The organism is Sphingobium sp. PAMC28499 (genome assembly GCF_004795815.1).
GTDB classification, from domain to species: Bacteria; Pseudomonadota; Alphaproteobacteria; order Sphingomonadales; family Sphingomonadaceae; genus Sphingobium; species Sphingobium yanoikuyae.
In genome coordinates this window covers 4,289,992-4,304,458 of sequence record NZ_CP039248.1, presented here as the reverse complement: position 1 = coordinate 4,304,458, position 14,467 = coordinate 4,289,992, and the positions used below count along the sequence as shown (strand labels likewise).

Sequence of the window (14,467 nt, the reverse complement as noted above, 5' to 3'; positions counted from 1 at the left end):
GGAGGCATGGCCCGTATCGCCCATCTGTCCGACATTCATTTCGGCGCGCATGATCCGCGCATCGTCGACGCCGCCACCGCCTGGCTGGAGGAGCGCAGGCCCGACCTGGTCGTCATCAGCGGCGACCTGACCCAGCGGGCGCGGGTGGAGCAGTTCAGGGCGGCGGCGGCCTGGCTCAATCGCCTGCGCGGGGCGGGGCTGAAGATATTGGTGATCCCCGGCAATCATGACGTGCCGCTGTTCGACGTGGTGCGGCGCTTCGCCCGGCCGCTGGCGCGCTACAAACGCTATATCAGCCGCGATCTCTGTCCCTTCTACGAGGATGACGAGGTCGCGATACTGGGCCTCAACACCGCCCGGTCGCTGACGATCAAGGACGGGCGGATCAACCATGACCAGATGGACCGGCTGCGCGAGAGTTTCGCGCAGGTCGCGCCGGCCAAGACCCGCATCCTTGTGACCCATCATCCGCTGTTCGCCATGCCGATCGGCCGGGGCGGGGAGTTGAGCGAGGCGGTGGGGCGGCATGAGGATGCGGTGCAGGCGGCGTGCGAGGCGGGGGTGCATGTCGCGCTGGCGGGGCATTTTCATCGTACCTATGCAGAGGCCGCGCAGAAGATGGTGGCGCATAGCGGCGGGGCGCTGGTGATCCAGGCGGGGACGGCGACATCGACCCGGCTGCGCAATGCCGAGCCGCAAAGCTTCAACTGGCTGCATGTCCGGCGTAACAATGCGATCGAACTGCAGGTGATCGTCTGGGACGGCAACGCCTTTCGCCGGGCCAGCCATGTCGACTATGTGCGGGAAGGCGAGGCATGGACGGGACGGGATGTGATCGATCCGCCAACGGTTGGCAGTCTGGCTGTGCTACAAGGGGCGGGCTGAGGCAGGAGTCTTCGATCGGTCGCAATTCTCCCTAAAAAACAATGATTCATGTTGCATCGGCGAAGCGATTGACCAAAGGCGATGGGCTTGCGGACCCAGGGAGTGTCAGTTGGTCGGATCATTGTCCCATCGGATTGTGGTGCTGTGCGGCATATTGTGCGTGGTTATGGTGCTGCTCGCCGGGCTGTTGCTCGACGGGTCGGCGCAGATGCGCGGCAGCCTGGGCTGGGTGACCCATTCCTCGCAGGTGCTCAAGACCGCGAACCGGACGCTGGGCCATCTGCAGGAAGCGGAGTCGGGACAGCGCGGCTATGTGCTGACCCGCAATCCCGAATTTGCCGAGACCGTCGCCGCCGAGATCGCCGCCGCCAAGCATGATGCGGCCGCGCTGGTCAGGCTGACGGCCGACAATCCGCCGCAGAATGAACGGGCGCAGCAGGTGCGTGCGCTGGTGACGGAACGGGCCGCGAGCCTGGAGAAGTCGGCGGCCATGACCCGCGCGGGCGACTTTGCCGGGGCGCAGGCATCGACCGCGACCGGGCGGGGCCGTTATCTGATGCTGATGGTCGAGGCGCGGGTCGGCGACCTGCTGGCCGAGGAGCGTTCGCTGTCGGTCGAGCGCATGGGCGCGGTGGAACGGCGGCTCAACTATATTCGCTGGCTGGTGCTGCTGGGCACGCCGCTGACGGTGGCGATCATCGTCATCATGGGCGTTGCGCTGATCCGCGGCATCCGCCGTCCGGTCGATGCGATGATGACGGTGATGGGCAAGCTGGGCGCGGGCGACCGCAGCGCGCGCATCGATGTCGAGATGCGGTCAAGCGAGTTCGAGCGGCTGGCCGGCGGCTATAATGAAATGGCGCGCGAACTGGAGGCGGCGGTTGCCGACCAGGTGGACAGCGAGGGGCGGCTGAAGATCGCCAACCAGGAACTGAGCGCCAATGCGCAGGTGCTGCGCGAACGGGGCGAGGTGATCGAACTGCTGGGCGGCATGGCCCACCGGATGCAGGCGGCCCGCACCGACGAGGAACTGGCGTCGATCATCCGGGTGTTCGTGCCGCGCGTGCTGCCCGATATTCCCGGCGCCCTCTATGCCCATAATAATTCCCGCAACCTGCTGGTGCCGATCGCGGCCTGGGGCGGGTTGGAGGTCGAGCAGGCGGGTTTTGCGCCCGACCAGTGCTGGGCGCTGCGGCGCGGGCAGAGCCATTATGTGACCGAGCAGGGATCGGACATCGTCTGTGCCCATGTCGGGGCCGAGGCGGACCATTATCATTGCGAGCCGCTGCTGGCCGGTGGCGAGGTGATCGGCGTGCTGTATCTGCGCGGCGTGGTGGGGGCCGAAAACCGGTTCCGCCTGACCGTGCTGACCGAGAATATCGCGTCGGCCCTGGTCAATCACCGCCTGCAGCGCGGCCTGCGCGAACAGACGATCCGCGATCCGCTGACCAGCTTGTTCAACCGCCGCTACATGGAAGAGACGCTGGCGCTGGAGATTGCGCGGGCGACGCGCACCGGCAGCCCGCTGAGCCTGGTGATGTGCGACGTCGACCATTTCAAGCGCTTCAACGACGAGTTCGGCCATGAGGCGGGCGACGCGGTGTTGCAGGCGGTCGCGACGGAAATGCGCAGCCGCTTCCGCGACGGCGACGTCGTTTGCCGCTTTGGCGGCGAGGAGTTCACCATCATCGCGCCGGGCACGTCGGCCGTGGTGCTGGCCGACCGGGTGGAGATCGTGCGCCAGGCGATCAGCGAGCTGATGGTCAACCAGGGTGGGCGCACGCTGGGGTCGACGACCATGTCCTTCGGCGTCGCCACTTGGGAAGAGAGCATGGAGCGCGACGGCTCGACGCTGATCAAGGCGGCCGATGCTGCGCTCTATCGCGCCAAGCGCGAGGGGCGGAACCGGGTGGTGCTGGACGCGCGGGCGGAAGCGCTATCAGCCTGATCTAGGTGGCCTGAAAGGGGCGGCGGAAATAGGAAAATCGCCGCTTAACTTCGCATATTTCCTGCACATTTCGACATTTTATGTCGATGGTTGGAAATTTCCTTACGTCGTCCCGCCTGCCTGAGTTGAGAAAGAGCCGGGCGCGATCATGGCAGTTCGGCGCGCTGTAGGACAGCGGGCCGTTTCATGCGGGCTGGAGGCTGTCGGCGATCGCGCGCAGATGGGTGAGCGCCGGATTGCGCGCGTCGGGGCGGACCATCAGCAACTGTTCGACCATCGGCGCGTCGATCAGCGGCACGAAGCGCACACTGGTCATGGCGAGGCGCCGCAGCGATTCCGGCACGATCGCGACGCCTAGCCCTTCGCCGACCAGGCTGACGATCGTCTGCTGCAACTGGGTTTCGAGCAATATGGCGGGTGGCGCGGCCAGCCAGCCCAGGATCGCGCGGCGCAGCGTGGGCGTCACATCCGCGGGCGAGAGGATGAAGCGTTCGCCGGCCAACTGGTCGGGGGTGAGGGCGCTGGCACTGGCCAGATGATGGTCCGACGGGACGACGGCGGCGAGCGGCTCACGATAGAGCGGGCTGGTGGCAAGGCCGCGCCGGGCGCCGGGATCGAAGCCGATGGCAGCGTCGAAGCGCCCCTCCATCACGCCGTCGGCGAGCATCATCGGCAGTGTTTCGCGCAGGTGCAGCGTCACGTCTGGATGGGCGGTGGCGAAGCGACGGGTGAGCAGGGGCACGCTGCTATAGGCGGCATGCATCATGAAGCCGATCGTCAGTTCGCCCAGATCCCCCGCCTGCCAGGCGCGGGCATCGCGACAGGCGCGGTCGAGCGCGGCGATGATCTGTCGCGCATCCTCCAGGAAGCGGGCGCCGGCCGGGGTCAGCACGGCGCGGCGCGAATGGCGCTCGATCAGGCGGACGCCCAAATCCTGTTCCAGTGCGGCCACCTGGCGGCTGAGCGGCGGCTGGGTGACATGCAGCCGTTCGGCCGCGCGGCCAAAATGCAGCGTTTCGGCGACGGCGACGAAATAGCGGAGCTGGCGAATATCAATCATACGGAAACAGTATCAATCATTCCATGCAATGGCATTGGTATGCATCGATCCGGCGGCGTAGGCGAGCGCTGTTTCCGCTGTCTCGAAAGTCCGTCCGATGTTGTCCGTGCTGCTGATCGTCCTGCCCATCTTCGCGCTGATCGGGGCGGGATGGATCGCCCGCAGGAGCGGCGTGCTGGGGCCGCATGCGACCGGCGAGATCAATCGCTTCGTGGTGTGGCTGGCGCTGCCGGCGCTGCTGTTCGATATTGTCGCCAAGGCGCGGTGGAGCGACATCTGGCAGCCCGGATTTGTCGCTGTCTTCGGCATTGGCGCGGGACTGACCTTTGGCGCGACGCTGCTGCTGCGGCGACGTAGGGGACGGCATCTGGCGGATGCGACGGTCGACGGACTGAACGCGGGCTATGCCAATACCGGTTTCATCGGTTTTCCGCTGGCGGCGACGATATTGGGGCCGGCATCGCTGGCGCCGACCCTGGTGGCGACGATCATTACCGTCTGCCTGCTGTTTGCGGTAGCGCTGATCCTGATCGAGATCGGCGTGCAGAGCGAGCGACGGCCGGGGCACATGATGGCCAAGGTCGCATGGTCGCTGGCGACCAATCCGCTGCTGGTCGCGCCGCTGGTCGGTGGGCTGTTCCTGGCCTTTGCCATTCCGCTGCCGGCGCCGCTGGACAAGTTCCTGTCGCTGCTGGGCGGCGCGGCATCGCCCTGTGCGCTGGTCGCGCTGGGCCTGTTCATCGCCGAGAAGCGGGAGGGCGCGCCGCCGGCGGCGGGAGCGGTTGGCTTTCTGGTGGGCATGAAGCTGCTGGTGCAGCCGCTGCTGACCGGGGCGCTGGCGCTGATCTTCCGCCTGCCGCCGGCGCTGGCGGCGACGGCGGTGCTGATGGCGGCGCTGCCGACCGGCACCGGTCCGTTCATGGTCGCCGAATTCTATGGCCGGGAAGCGGGTATCACCGCGCGGGTGGTGCTGCTCTCCACCATCGCCTCGCTGGCGACCATCACCTTCTATCTGAGCCTGCGCTGAGCATCAGGGCGACAGGGCGACAGGGCGTTGCGCTTTCGCGCGCAAGGACAGGCCGTTAACAAAATAAATACTCGTCTTTGCTCTGCTGACGGCGCAGGTTTTGCTGCTCCGATGGCGAATGAAGATGGGGGCCGGACTTGCGGCGACGGATCATTATCTTTTTGGCCCTGATGCTGGCGATATTGGCGATCGTCATTCCACTGGCACTGACCGTCCATTTTTCGCGCGAGCGGGCGATCGCCGCCGAGCGCGTGCATATGCAGGAATATGCCAACTGGACGCTGCTGCGCGCCGAGCAGGTGCTGACCGACGCCAAGGATGTGCTGGCGCAGGTCGGCGAGGGCGATTGTTCCGTCGGCCATATCGAGCGGATGCGCCAGTTGGCGATCGACAGCGGGGCGGTGGAGGAGGTGGGCCATTATGAGGGCGATCGGCTGGCCTGCACCGGTTGGGGCAAGGTGCCGGCGGATGTCGTCATCGGGCGCGGGACGCCTTCGGCGACGCTGGCGGGCGGTTATGCGCTGCATCTGCATGTGAAGCCGCGCATCAGCCATGCCCGCGAGGTAATGGTGCTGGGCTATCGCGACCATAATGTGCTGATCCTGCCGCAGCGGCTGGTCGATGTATTGTCCGACAGCCACATGATCCTGGGCATCGCGACGCGGCAGGGGACGCTGATCGCCATTACCGGGCGGGCCAATGACGGGCTGGTGGGACAATTGAGCCGGCAGGCGATGACCGGGATGGACGAGACGGACATCTATGCGTCGGTGCAGCGCGGCGACCTGACCGCCTTTGCCATTGCCGACCGCAGCGCCATCGATGCGAAGCTGGGCAGCGAGATGCGCCTGTTATTGCCGATCGGGCTGGTGGCGTCCGCGATCCTGATGCTGTTGATCCTGTGGGTGTCACGCCAGCGCCTGTCGCCGGAAAAGGAACTGAAGCTGGCCATCCGCAAGCGTGAGTTCCAGGTTCATTATCAGCCGCTGATCGAGCTTGCGACCGGCTATTGCGTGGGCGCCGAGGCGCTGGTGCGGTGGCGGCGGCCCGATGGCCGGTGGATAGCACCCGACCTGTTCATCCCGCTGGCCGAGCAGAGCGGGCTGATCCTGGACATTACCGACCATGTGATCGAGCAGGTGGTGGCGGACCTGCACGCCATGCTGCTGGCCGAGCAGCAGGTGCATGTGGCGATCAACATTTCCGCGCGCGACCTGGAAAGCGGCCGCTTCCTGGACGTGCTGGAACGCGAGATAGCCAAGGCCGGCATCGCGCCGGGCCAGATCTGGCTGGAGGTGACCGAGCGCAGCCTGATCAACCCGGACACGGCGCGCGCGACCATTGCCCGTGCGCGCGATGCCGGGCATCTGATGGCGATCGACGATTTCGGCACCGGCTATTCCAGCCTGTCGCTGCTGGAGACATTGCCGCTCGACGCGCTCAAGATCGACAAATGCTTCATCGACGCGATCGGCCGGGATGCGGCGGCCAGCGTGGTCACGCCCCATATCATCGGGATGGGGCGGGCGCTGAAGCTGAACCTGATCGCCGAAGGGGTGGAGACGCGCGAACAGGATGCCTATGTCCGCAAGGCCGGCGTCCAGTTCGCGCAGGGCTGGTATTATGCCAAGGCGCTGCCGGCAGACGAGTTCATGGCCTTCTATCGCGACTATAATCGCGGCAAGCGGTCCCGTTTCCTGAGCGTCGCGGCCTGAGGATCAGTCCTTGCCCTTCAAGGCGGCGGCCAGCGAGACGGTGGCGCTGCCGCGGCGGGCCGGGGCGGCCTGGCTGGCGTCCGGTTTCCAGCCGGACAGATAGATGAGCGCCATCTGTTCGGCGGTGCGACCGTCGGGATCGGCGGCGTTGGCGAAATGGGCGGCTGCGCGCATCAGCACATCGCGCGACAGGGCGGGCGGGCGGGTGGCGAGCGCATTGCCCGCGCCCATGCCGCGCAGATCATGCATCAGCCGGACGATGTCGCCGTAGCGGATATTGAGCGTCTCGCCATCAGCGACTGGCATGGCGAAGCCGGCGCGGCTCAGCAGATCGCCGGCCGAGCGGACATCGACCTGGGGATGGACATGCTGGCCGGGCCGGTCGCCTTCGGCCGCGAGCAGGGCGGATTTGAGGCGGGCCAGGCTGCCGGCGCCGGCAAAGGCGGCGAGCATCAGCCCGTCAGGCCGCAGCACACGGCGCATCAGGATCAGCGCGCCGGGCAGATCATTGACGCTGTCGAGCGTGCCGCAGGCGATGACCAGGTCGAAACTATTGTCGGCGAAGGGCAGCGCATCCTCGTCCGCCTGCACGCCGCCGGCCCGTTGCGCGGCGAGGAAGCCGGGATCGGCGCAGGCGACGCGCTTGCCCATGGCTTCGAGCGCAGCCTTCGCGCTGCCGTCCGGGCAGCCGACCAGCAACACTTCGGGCAGGTCGCGCTGCACATCAGCCAGCCGTTCGAGCAGTTCGTCCAGCATCGCGCGGTGGAGGAAGTCGTGATCGGCAAAGGCGCCGAGCATCCGGTCGCGGTGGCGGGCGCGCAGGGCACGGTCGAAAATGTCGGGGCGGGTTTCGGGGGCAGTCATGGCGGGCCTTGTGCATCGGGGACGAAGCGGGGACAAGGCAGATGATGTCGCTGGTCCCGCTTCTCAAGACCGTGATGCGTCCGGTCATGGATTATGCCCTTCCGCCCCGCTGCCCCGGCTGCGGCGCGATCGTTGGCGCGGACCATGGTTTCTGCCTCGATTGCTGGAGCGGAATGCGGTTTCTGGGGCCGCCTTGCTGCGCGCGCTGCGGCCTGCCGTTTGAGCATGAGATGGGCGAGGGCGCGGCCTGTGGCGCCTGCCTGGCCAATCCGCCGCCGTTCGACAGCGCGCGGGCGGTGCTGGCCTATGGCGATGTCGCGCGGACGGTGGCGCTGCGGTTGAAATATGGGCGGCGGATCGGCCTGGCCCGGCTGGTGGCGGGGCAGATGCTGCGCCATGTGCGGCCGGAGATGGAGGAGGCGCTGATCGTGCCGGTGCCGCTGCATCGCTGGCGACTATGGGGGCGGGGCTTCAACCAGGCGGCGCTGATCGCCGATCATCTGGGGCGGCTGACGGGGCTGGCGGTGGACAAGCATGGCTTGCGCCGGGTGAAGCGGACGCAGCCGCTGCGGGGGATGAACCCCAAGCAGCGGGAAAAAGCGGTGCGCGGCGCCTTTGCGTTGGCGCAGGGGCACGGGCTGGCGGGACGGGTGATATGGCTGGTCGACGATGTCCATACCAGCGGGGCGACGGCGGCGGCCTGCGCGAAGTTGCTGAAGGCCGGCGGCGCGCGCGAGGTGCATCTGCTGTGCTGGGCGCGGGCCCTGCCCAGAACCGGCGACGATTGACAAAGCGCGCATTCCCCCCAATTTCGGGGCAAAGGAGTTTTACCGAGATAATGGCAAAGGTCGAAATCTATACCAAGGACTGGTGCGGCTATTGCGCGCGGGCCAAGGCACTGCTGGAAGGCAAGGGTGTTGCCTTCGAGGAATATGATATCTCGCTGGGCGGTCCCAGGCGCGAGGAAATGCTGGAGCGGGCGCCCGGACGCACTACCGTGCCGCAGATCTTCATCGACGGCCAGCATATCGGCGGCAGCGACGACCTTGCTGCGCTGAACCGCGAGGGCAAGCTCGACCCGCTGCTGGGGCTGTAAGCCCGATGCGCGCCGCGATCTTCCAGATGACGACCGGGATCGACCCGGCCGCCAATGCCGCCGCGATTGAGGAGGCGGCGAAGCGCGCCAAGGGGGAGGGGGCGGACATGCTCTTCACCCCGGAAATGGCGGGCTATCTGGACCGTGATCGCAAGCGCGCGGCGGAAACGCTGCGCGGCGAGGCGGACGACATCGTGCTGGCGGCGGTGCGCGAGGCGGCGGCGCGCGAGGGGCTGTGGGTTCATATCGGATCGCTGCCGCTGAAAGATGCGCGCAGCGACGGGCGCTGGGCCAATCGCAGCTTCATGATCGACGATCAGGGCGAAATACGGGCGCGCTACGACAAGATCCATCTGTTCGACGTCGACCTGGCATCGGGCGAAAGCTGGCGCGAATCCTCGGTCTATGGGCCGGGGGAAAGCGTGGTGGCGGTCGATACGCCCTGGGCGCGGATGGGCTTTTCCATCTGCTACGACATGCGCTTTCCCGACCTCTATCGGGCGCTGACCAATGCGGGGGCGACCGTGTTGCTGGCGCCAGCGGCCTTCACCGTGCCCACGGGGCAGGCGCATTGGCATGTGCTGCTGCGCGCCCGCGCGATCGAGGCGGGCTGTTTCCTGATCGCCGCCGCACAGGCCGGCGAGCATCAGGACGGGCGCACCACCTATGGCCATAGCCTGGTGGTCGATCCATGGGGCGATGTGCTGCTGGACATGGGCGAGGGCGCGGGGCTGGCCCTTGCCGATCTTGACCTCAGCCGCGTAGAGGCGGTGCGCGGGCGGGTGCCCGCCATCGCCAATCGGCGCGTGATACCGCAGGATGTTGAGATCAGGTGATCGTTTTCGACCTTAAGTGCGAGGGCCAGGGCCATGTCTTCGAGGCCTGGTTCGGCTCCAGCGCAGACTATGCGGACCAGAAGGAACGGGGCCTGCTCGCCTGTCCGCTGTGCGGCGACACGCGTGTCGGCAAGGCGCTGATGGCGCCGGCGGTGGCGGCCAAGGGCAACCAGCGGCGCGAGATCGTCCAGCAGCAGCCGGCGGCCGAAGCGGAGACGGCACCGGTGGCGGCCGGGCCGGACGAGGCGAAGATGCGCGCGCTGGTCGAGGCGCTGGTGGACGCACAGAAGAAGGTGCTGGAAGGCTCCACCTGGGTCGGGCGCGGCTTTGCCGAGCAGGCGCGGGCCATGCATTATGGCGAGCAGGACAAGGGCAGCATCCATGGCGAGGTTGCCCCGGCCGAGGCCAAGGCGCTGGCCGAGGAAGGCATCAATGTCGCGCAACTGCCCTTTCCCGTGATTCCGCCCGAAGCGAAGAATTGACCGCGCGCGCCGCGCATAATAGAGCCGGCGCTGCGTGCATCCGTAGCTCAGCAGGATAGAGCATCAGATTCCTAATCTGAGGGCCATGGGTTCGAATCCCGTCGGATGCACCATTTTCCTGAAATTATAATGACTTGCGCGCTCATCGGTGGGGCGCGAGCGTGACATTTTGTTGCGCGTCATGCTGTTGCACGACGGTCACATGTTTCACGAAAATTTCAATGTGTGACAAGGATATTACAATATCGCTTGTCTTGCGTCCCAGTTGGGGCACCCTGTGCGCAGCGGCGCGGGAGAGGGCCCGCGTACGTCTTAACAGGGACCGAAGCTTCGTGAAAAAATATAGCTTTCTGACATTTACTGCCCTGGCGGGCAGTTTTGCCTTTGCAACGGGGGCCATGGCGCAGGGGAGCAGCGCCACGCCGCAGACGACCGAAGCCGATCGCAATCCGGAAGCGACCGGGGAGGTCGCGTCGTCGATCGTCGTGACCGGTTCGCGCATTCGTCGTCCGAATCTGGAAGCCAATGCGCCGATCACCACCATTTCGGGCGAGCAGTTCTTCGAGACGGGCCAGCTGTCGGTCGGTGATACGCTGAACGAGCTGCCGCAGCTGCGCAGCACCTTCAGCCAGCAGAACTCGACCCGCTTCCTGGGCACGCGCGGCCTCAACCTGCTCGACCTCTACGGCCTGGGCACGCAGCGCACGCTGGTGCTGGTCAATGGTCGCCGCCATGTCGGTTCCGACGTCCTGTCGAACGGCGTGTCGCCCGACACCAACACCTTCCCGACCGACCTGATCGAACGCGTCGACGTGATGACCGGTGGCGCATCGTCGGTCTATGGTTCGGACGCGATCGCCGGTGTGGTCAACTTCGTGCTGAAGCAGGACTATGAAGGCGTCCAGGTGCGCGGCCAGAATGGCGCGAGCAAATATGGCGACGCCGGCAACCGCTATGCTTCGATCCTGGCGGGCAAGAATTTCGCCGATGGCCGCGGCAATATCGCGATCAACGTCGAATATGCCCAGTCGGACGATTTCTACGGTTCCAACCGTCCGACCATGCGCCAGAACAATGCGTTCATCGTCGTCGACACCGATCCGGCCGGCACCGCCAACGGTTCGGACGGCGTGTTCGACCGCCAGTTCTTCCGCGACGTGCGTTCGGCCACCATCTCGCTGGGCGGCCAGACCGGCATCTTCCAGAGCGCCGGCAACGCGGCCTGCGGTCGTGATGCGGTAGGCGCGGCTTTCGTCTGCAACATGCTGTTCCAGCCCGACGGCACGCTGGTGCCGCAGACCGGTGAACGCATCGGTCTGGGCCCCAACGGCAATTATGTCGGCGGCAACGGCACGAGCAGCCGCGAAGGCAAGCTACTGGCGCTGAGCCCCAATCTGGAACGCATTTCGGTCAACCTGATGGGCCATTATGAGTTCAGCCCGTCCTTCGTGCCCTTCTGGGAAGCGAAATATGTCCGGGCCGATGCCTATGGCTCGCAGAGCGGTCCCTTCTTCTCGCAGGGCACGACGCTGGGCGATCCGGGCGGTCGCGAACGCATCCGTCTCGACAACCCGTTCCTGTCGGACCAGGCCCGCACGCTCCTGACCCAGCAGTTGCTGGCGACGACCGTCAACGCCAATACCGGCGCAGCCCTGACGGCGGCGCAGCTCGACGCGCAGCGCGCCGCGATCAACGCCGGCACGTTCCGGTTCAACCTGCGTCGCAACTGGGTCGACTTCGGCATTCGTGACGAAGCCATCCGTCGTGAAACCTATCGCGCTGTTGTCGGTGTCCGCGGCGACTTCAACGACGACTGGAACTATGAACTGTCCGTCAACTATGGCGAGCATCGCGAGAAGAATGTCGTCAAGGGCAATGTCAACGTCCAGCGCTACCTCCTGGGTATCGACACCACCCGCGACGCCGCCGGCAACATCGTCTGCCGTTCGAAGCTGAATCCGGCCGGCACGGTCGACTATGGCGCGGATGCGGCCATCCTGGCCGCCGACATTGCGGCATGCGTTCCGATCAATCCCTTCGGCCAGGGCTCGGTCTCGCAGGCTGCGCGCAACTATGTGCTGATGGACACGGTCGCGACCGGCAAGATCAAGCAGTTCGTGGCGTCCGGCTTCGTGGCGGGCGACACCAGCGCCTGGTTCGAACTGCCCGGCGGCCCGGTCGGCTTCTCGGTCGGTGGCGAATATCGCCGCGAGAAGGTTTATTATGACCTGGATGAGCTGACCCAGCAGGGCTACGCCTTCTACAACGCGATCCCGACCTTCCGCGCCCCGGCGTTCGAAGTGAAGGAACTGTACGGCGAAATCAGCGTGCCGATCCTGAAGGACGTTCCCTTCTTCAAGGAACTGACCGCCAATGCCTCGGGCCGCGTGTCCGACTATAAGGGCGCGACCGGCACCGTCTACACCTGGGGCACGGAACTGACCTGGACCCCGGTTCAGGACATCCGCTTCCGCGGCACCTACAACAAGGCGATCCGTGCGCCCAACGTGGTCGATCTCTATTCGGAGCAGAGCCAGAATTTTGCGCCTGCGCCGAACGATCCCTGCTCGCTGCGCAACATCGGCACCGGTTCCTCCTATCGCGAGGCCAATTGCCGTGCGGCCGGCGTGCCGACCAACTATGACTTCGTCTACACCTCGTCGATCGAGCTGATTTCGGGCGGCAACCCCAATCTGCGGGAAGAAACCTCGACCAGCTGGACCGTCGGTGGCGTTCTGCAGCCCCGCTGGATTCCGGGCCTGTCGCTGTCGGTCGACTATTTCAACATCAAGGTGGACGACGTCATCACCGCGCCGTCGGCCCAGCAGATCCTGAACGCCTGCTATGACGCACCCAATCTGGACAATCCGTTCTGCGGCCTGTTCACGCGTAACGGCGCGACCGAAGGTCCGTCGGGTGAAGCGGCCTATCAGGTGCTTCAGGGTTCGTTGCAGCAGACCACGCTCAACTATGCGAAGCTGACCGCGGAAGGCATCAACGCCGAACTCAACTATCGTCATGATTTCAGCTGGGGCTCGGCTGGTTTCAAGACGGTCTACACGCGCATGATCAAGCGGAACGAATATCTCAATCCGGCTGATCCGAGCTTCCGCAACCAGATCCTGGAAGAACTGGGCGATCCCAAGAACCAGGTCAACTTCAACGGCGACGTGAAGTTCGGCAAGCTGACGATCGGCTATCAGATGCGCTGGATCGACAAGATGTACCTCAACACCTATGAGGACTATAACTCGGTCAACGGGCTGCCGCCGCAGAATGCGGACTATGCCTCGCTCAAGAAATATCCCGACGTCTTCTATCACGACGCACGTATGGGCTATGACGTGACCGAAAAGTTCAACATCTATGTCGGTGTCGACAATATCGGCAACCGCGCACCGCCCTTCGGCCTGACCGGCGTGGGTGCGGGTTCGGGCATCTACGACGTCCGCGGCCGCTATGGCTATATCGGCGCCGTCGCCAAGTTCTGATCGCAGCGACATGCTGTAAGGGAGAGGGCCGGATTGACTTCCGGCCCTTTTCGTTTTCTGCTTGGCCATGACTTCCCCCATCGTTTCCCATGCCCGGCAACTGGCCGCATCCGGCCAAGTGGCGCAGGCTGTCGCCCGGCTGGAACAGGCATCGTTGCAGGGCGATGTCGATGCGCTCTTCTGCCTCGCCACCTGGCATCTGGCGGGCCATGGCGTGGTGCGCGATCTGGAACGGGCGAGGGGCCTGCTGCGCCGCGCGGTCGAGATCGGCCATGTCGATGCAGCGTTGATGGAAATCGCGCTGACCGCCAATGGCAGCGGCGGGCCGGTCGACTGGACGGAGGCGCTGGCCCGGTTGAAGATCGCGGCGCAGGGGGATCCGGTCGCGCAGCAGCAACTGGCGCTGATCGATCGCATGGCATTGGCCCCGGACGGTGCGCCTGTGGCCGTGCCCGAGGGCGAAGCGCTGGCCGGTGGCTGGGATGTCCGGCTGTTCCGCCAGTTCCTGACGGGCGATGAATGCCATCATGTCATCAGCGAAGGCCAGGCGCTGCTGGAACCGGCAATGGTGATCGATCCGCGCAGTGGCCGGCCCATGCCGCATCCGGTCCGCACGTCGGATGGCGGGATTTTCGGCCCGGCGCGCGAGGATCTGGTGATCCAGGCGATCAACCGGCGGATTGCGGCGGCAAGCGGGACGATGCTGTCGGGCGGCGAGCCGCTGACATTGCTGCGCTATGCCGTCGGCCAGCAATATCGGCAGCATCATGATTGCCTGCCCCATGTCCGCAACCAGCGGGCATGGACGATGCTGATCTATCTCAACGAAGGCTATGCTGGCGGGGAAACGATCTTCCCGCGGCTGGGCCTGTCGGTGAAGGGGCGGAAGGGCGATGCCCTGCTGTTCCGCAACACCGATGCGCAGGGGCAGGCGGCGGAAGCCGCCATGCATCTGGGCGCGCCGGTCATGGCGGGACAGAAATGGCTATGCACCCGCTGGATCAGGCATGATCGTCACGATCCCTGGGACCCGTGAGCATGCGGGGCGGGCCCAAGTCGTGTC

Annotated in this window: 12 protein-coding genes and 1 tRNA gene; 11 read left to right on the top strand and 2 right to left on the bottom strand. The window is 65.7% G+C overall.

Features of this window, described 5'->3' with window-relative positions; translation table 11 throughout:
* Positions 1 to 6 precede the first annotated feature (6 nt).
* Positions 7 to 885 carry a metallophosphoesterase gene (locus E5554_RS20425; protein WP_136187906.1) on the top strand — a complete coding sequence of 293 codons (879 nt, stop codon included), beginning with the start codon at positions 7 to 9 and terminating at the stop codon, positions 883 to 885.
* A 166-nt stretch (positions 886 to 1,051) separates the two neighbouring features.
* Positions 1,052 to 2,833, top strand: coding sequence for a diguanylate cyclase (locus E5554_RS20420; RefSeq protein ID WP_099232367.1), 1,782 nt, complete (start codon positions 1,052 to 1,054; stop codon positions 2,831 to 2,833).
* Positions 2,834 to 3,017: 184 nt separating this feature from the next.
* Here E5554_RS20420 and E5554_RS20415 read toward each other — a convergent pair whose 3' ends face one another.
* Positions 3,018 to 3,893 (bottom strand): LysR substrate-binding domain-containing protein, encoded by an 876-nt coding sequence (locus E5554_RS20415; RefSeq protein ID WP_136187905.1) that lies wholly within the window; start codon positions 3,891 to 3,893, stop codon positions 3,018 to 3,020.
* A 97-nt stretch (positions 3,894 to 3,990) separates the two neighbouring features.
* On the opposite strand from E5554_RS20415, the gene E5554_RS20410 reads away from it, so the two are divergent.
* Both E5554_RS20410 and E5554_RS20405 read left to right on the top strand, forming a co-directional pair.
* Positions 3,991 to 4,920, top strand: a complete 930-nt coding sequence (locus E5554_RS20410; protein ID WP_136187904.1) for an AEC family transporter — start codon at positions 3,991 to 3,993, stop codon at positions 4,918 to 4,920.
* 170 nt (positions 4,921 to 5,090) lie between these two features.
* Positions 5,091 to 6,635: an EAL domain-containing protein gene (locus E5554_RS20405; RefSeq protein ID WP_247594454.1), complete on the top strand. Its 1,545-nt coding sequence runs from the start codon at positions 5,091 to 5,093 to the stop codon at positions 6,633 to 6,635.
* Between the two features lie 3 nt (positions 6,636 to 6,638).
* On the opposite strand, the gene E5554_RS20400 is transcribed toward E5554_RS20405, so the two are convergent.
* Positions 6,639 to 7,499 carry a class I SAM-dependent methyltransferase gene (locus E5554_RS20400; protein WP_136187902.1) on the bottom strand — a complete coding sequence of 287 codons (861 nt, stop codon included), beginning with the start codon at positions 7,497 to 7,499 and terminating at the stop codon, positions 6,639 to 6,641.
* 41 nt (positions 7,500 to 7,540) lie between these two features.
* Here E5554_RS20400 and E5554_RS20395 point away from each other — a divergent pair, with 41 nt between their 5' ends.
* The 7 genes from E5554_RS20395 (at position 7,541) to E5554_RS20365 (ending at position 14,440) form a co-directional block, all read left to right on the top strand.
* Positions 7,541 to 8,287 (top strand): ComF family protein, encoded by a 747-nt coding sequence (locus E5554_RS20395; RefSeq protein ID WP_136187901.1) that lies wholly within the window; start codon positions 7,541 to 7,543, stop codon positions 8,285 to 8,287.
* A gap of 50 nt (positions 8,288 to 8,337) precedes the next feature.
* Positions 8,338 to 8,595: a glutaredoxin 3 gene (gene grxC / locus E5554_RS20390; RefSeq protein WP_017500202.1), complete on the top strand. Its 258-nt coding sequence runs from the start codon at positions 8,338 to 8,340 to the stop codon at positions 8,593 to 8,595.
* Between the two features lie 5 nt (positions 8,596 to 8,600).
* Entirely contained in the window at positions 8,601 to 9,431 is an 831-nt protein-coding gene (locus tag E5554_RS20385) for a carbon-nitrogen hydrolase family protein (protein ID WP_136187900.1), read from the top strand.
* Entirely contained in the window at positions 9,428 to 9,913 is a 486-nt protein-coding gene (locus E5554_RS20380) for a DUF1178 family protein (RefSeq protein ID WP_136187899.1), read from the top strand. Before E5554_RS20385 ends, E5554_RS20380 begins: the two co-directional genes overlap by 4 nt.
* 36 nt (positions 9,914 to 9,949) lie before the next feature.
* Positions 9,950 to 10,026 (top strand) — tRNA-Arg (locus E5554_RS20375).
* A 285-nt stretch (positions 10,027 to 10,311) separates the two neighbouring features.
* A complete protein-coding gene (locus E5554_RS20370) occupies positions 10,312 to 13,404 on the top strand; it encodes a TonB-dependent receptor (RefSeq protein WP_136187898.1) in 3,093 nt (1,030 codons plus the stop codon).
* 67 nt (positions 13,405 to 13,471) lie between these two features.
* A complete protein-coding gene (locus E5554_RS20365) occupies positions 13,472 to 14,440 on the top strand; it encodes a 2OG-Fe(II) oxygenase (RefSeq protein WP_136187897.1) in 969 nt (322 codons plus the stop codon).
* Positions 14,441 to 14,467: the final 27 nt, after the last annotated feature.

Bases quoted from the DNA above. Each gene is read 5' to 3' on its own strand.
- E5554_RS20365 (WP_136187897.1), top strand. From the start codon at position 13,472: ATGACTTCCCCCATCGTTTCCCATGCCCGGCAACTGGCCGCATCCGGC.
- grxC (WP_017500202.1), top strand. From the start codon at position 8,338: ATGGCAAAGGTCGAAATCTATACCAAGGACTGGTGCGGCTATTGCGCG.
- E5554_RS20410 (WP_136187904.1), top strand. From the start codon at position 3,991: ATGTTGTCCGTGCTGCTGATCGTCCTGCCCATCTTCGCGCTGATCGGG.
- E5554_RS20370 (WP_136187898.1), top strand. From the start codon at position 10,312: ATGGCGCAGGGGAGCAGCGCCACGCCGCAGACGACCGAAGCCGATCGC.
- E5554_RS20415 (WP_136187905.1), bottom strand. From the start codon at position 3,893: ATGATTGATATTCGCCAGCTCCGCTATTTCGTCGCCGTCGCCGAAACG.
- E5554_RS20420 (WP_099232367.1), top strand. From the start codon at position 1,052: ATGGTGCTGCTCGCCGGGCTGTTGCTCGACGGGTCGGCGCAGATGCGC.
- E5554_RS20385 (WP_136187900.1), top strand. From the start codon at position 8,601: ATGCGCGCCGCGATCTTCCAGATGACGACCGGGATCGACCCGGCCGCC.
- E5554_RS20425 (WP_136187906.1), top strand. From the start codon at position 7: ATGGCCCGTATCGCCCATCTGTCCGACATTCATTTCGGCGCGCATGAT.
- E5554_RS20400 (WP_136187902.1), bottom strand. From the start codon at position 7,499: ATGACTGCCCCCGAAACCCGCCCCGACATTTTCGACCGTGCCCTGCGC.
- E5554_RS20405 (WP_247594454.1), top strand. From the start codon at position 5,091: ATGCTGGCGATATTGGCGATCGTCATTCCACTGGCACTGACCGTCCAT.
- E5554_RS20395 (WP_136187901.1), top strand. From the start codon at position 7,541: ATGATGTCGCTGGTCCCGCTTCTCAAGACCGTGATGCGTCCGGTCATG.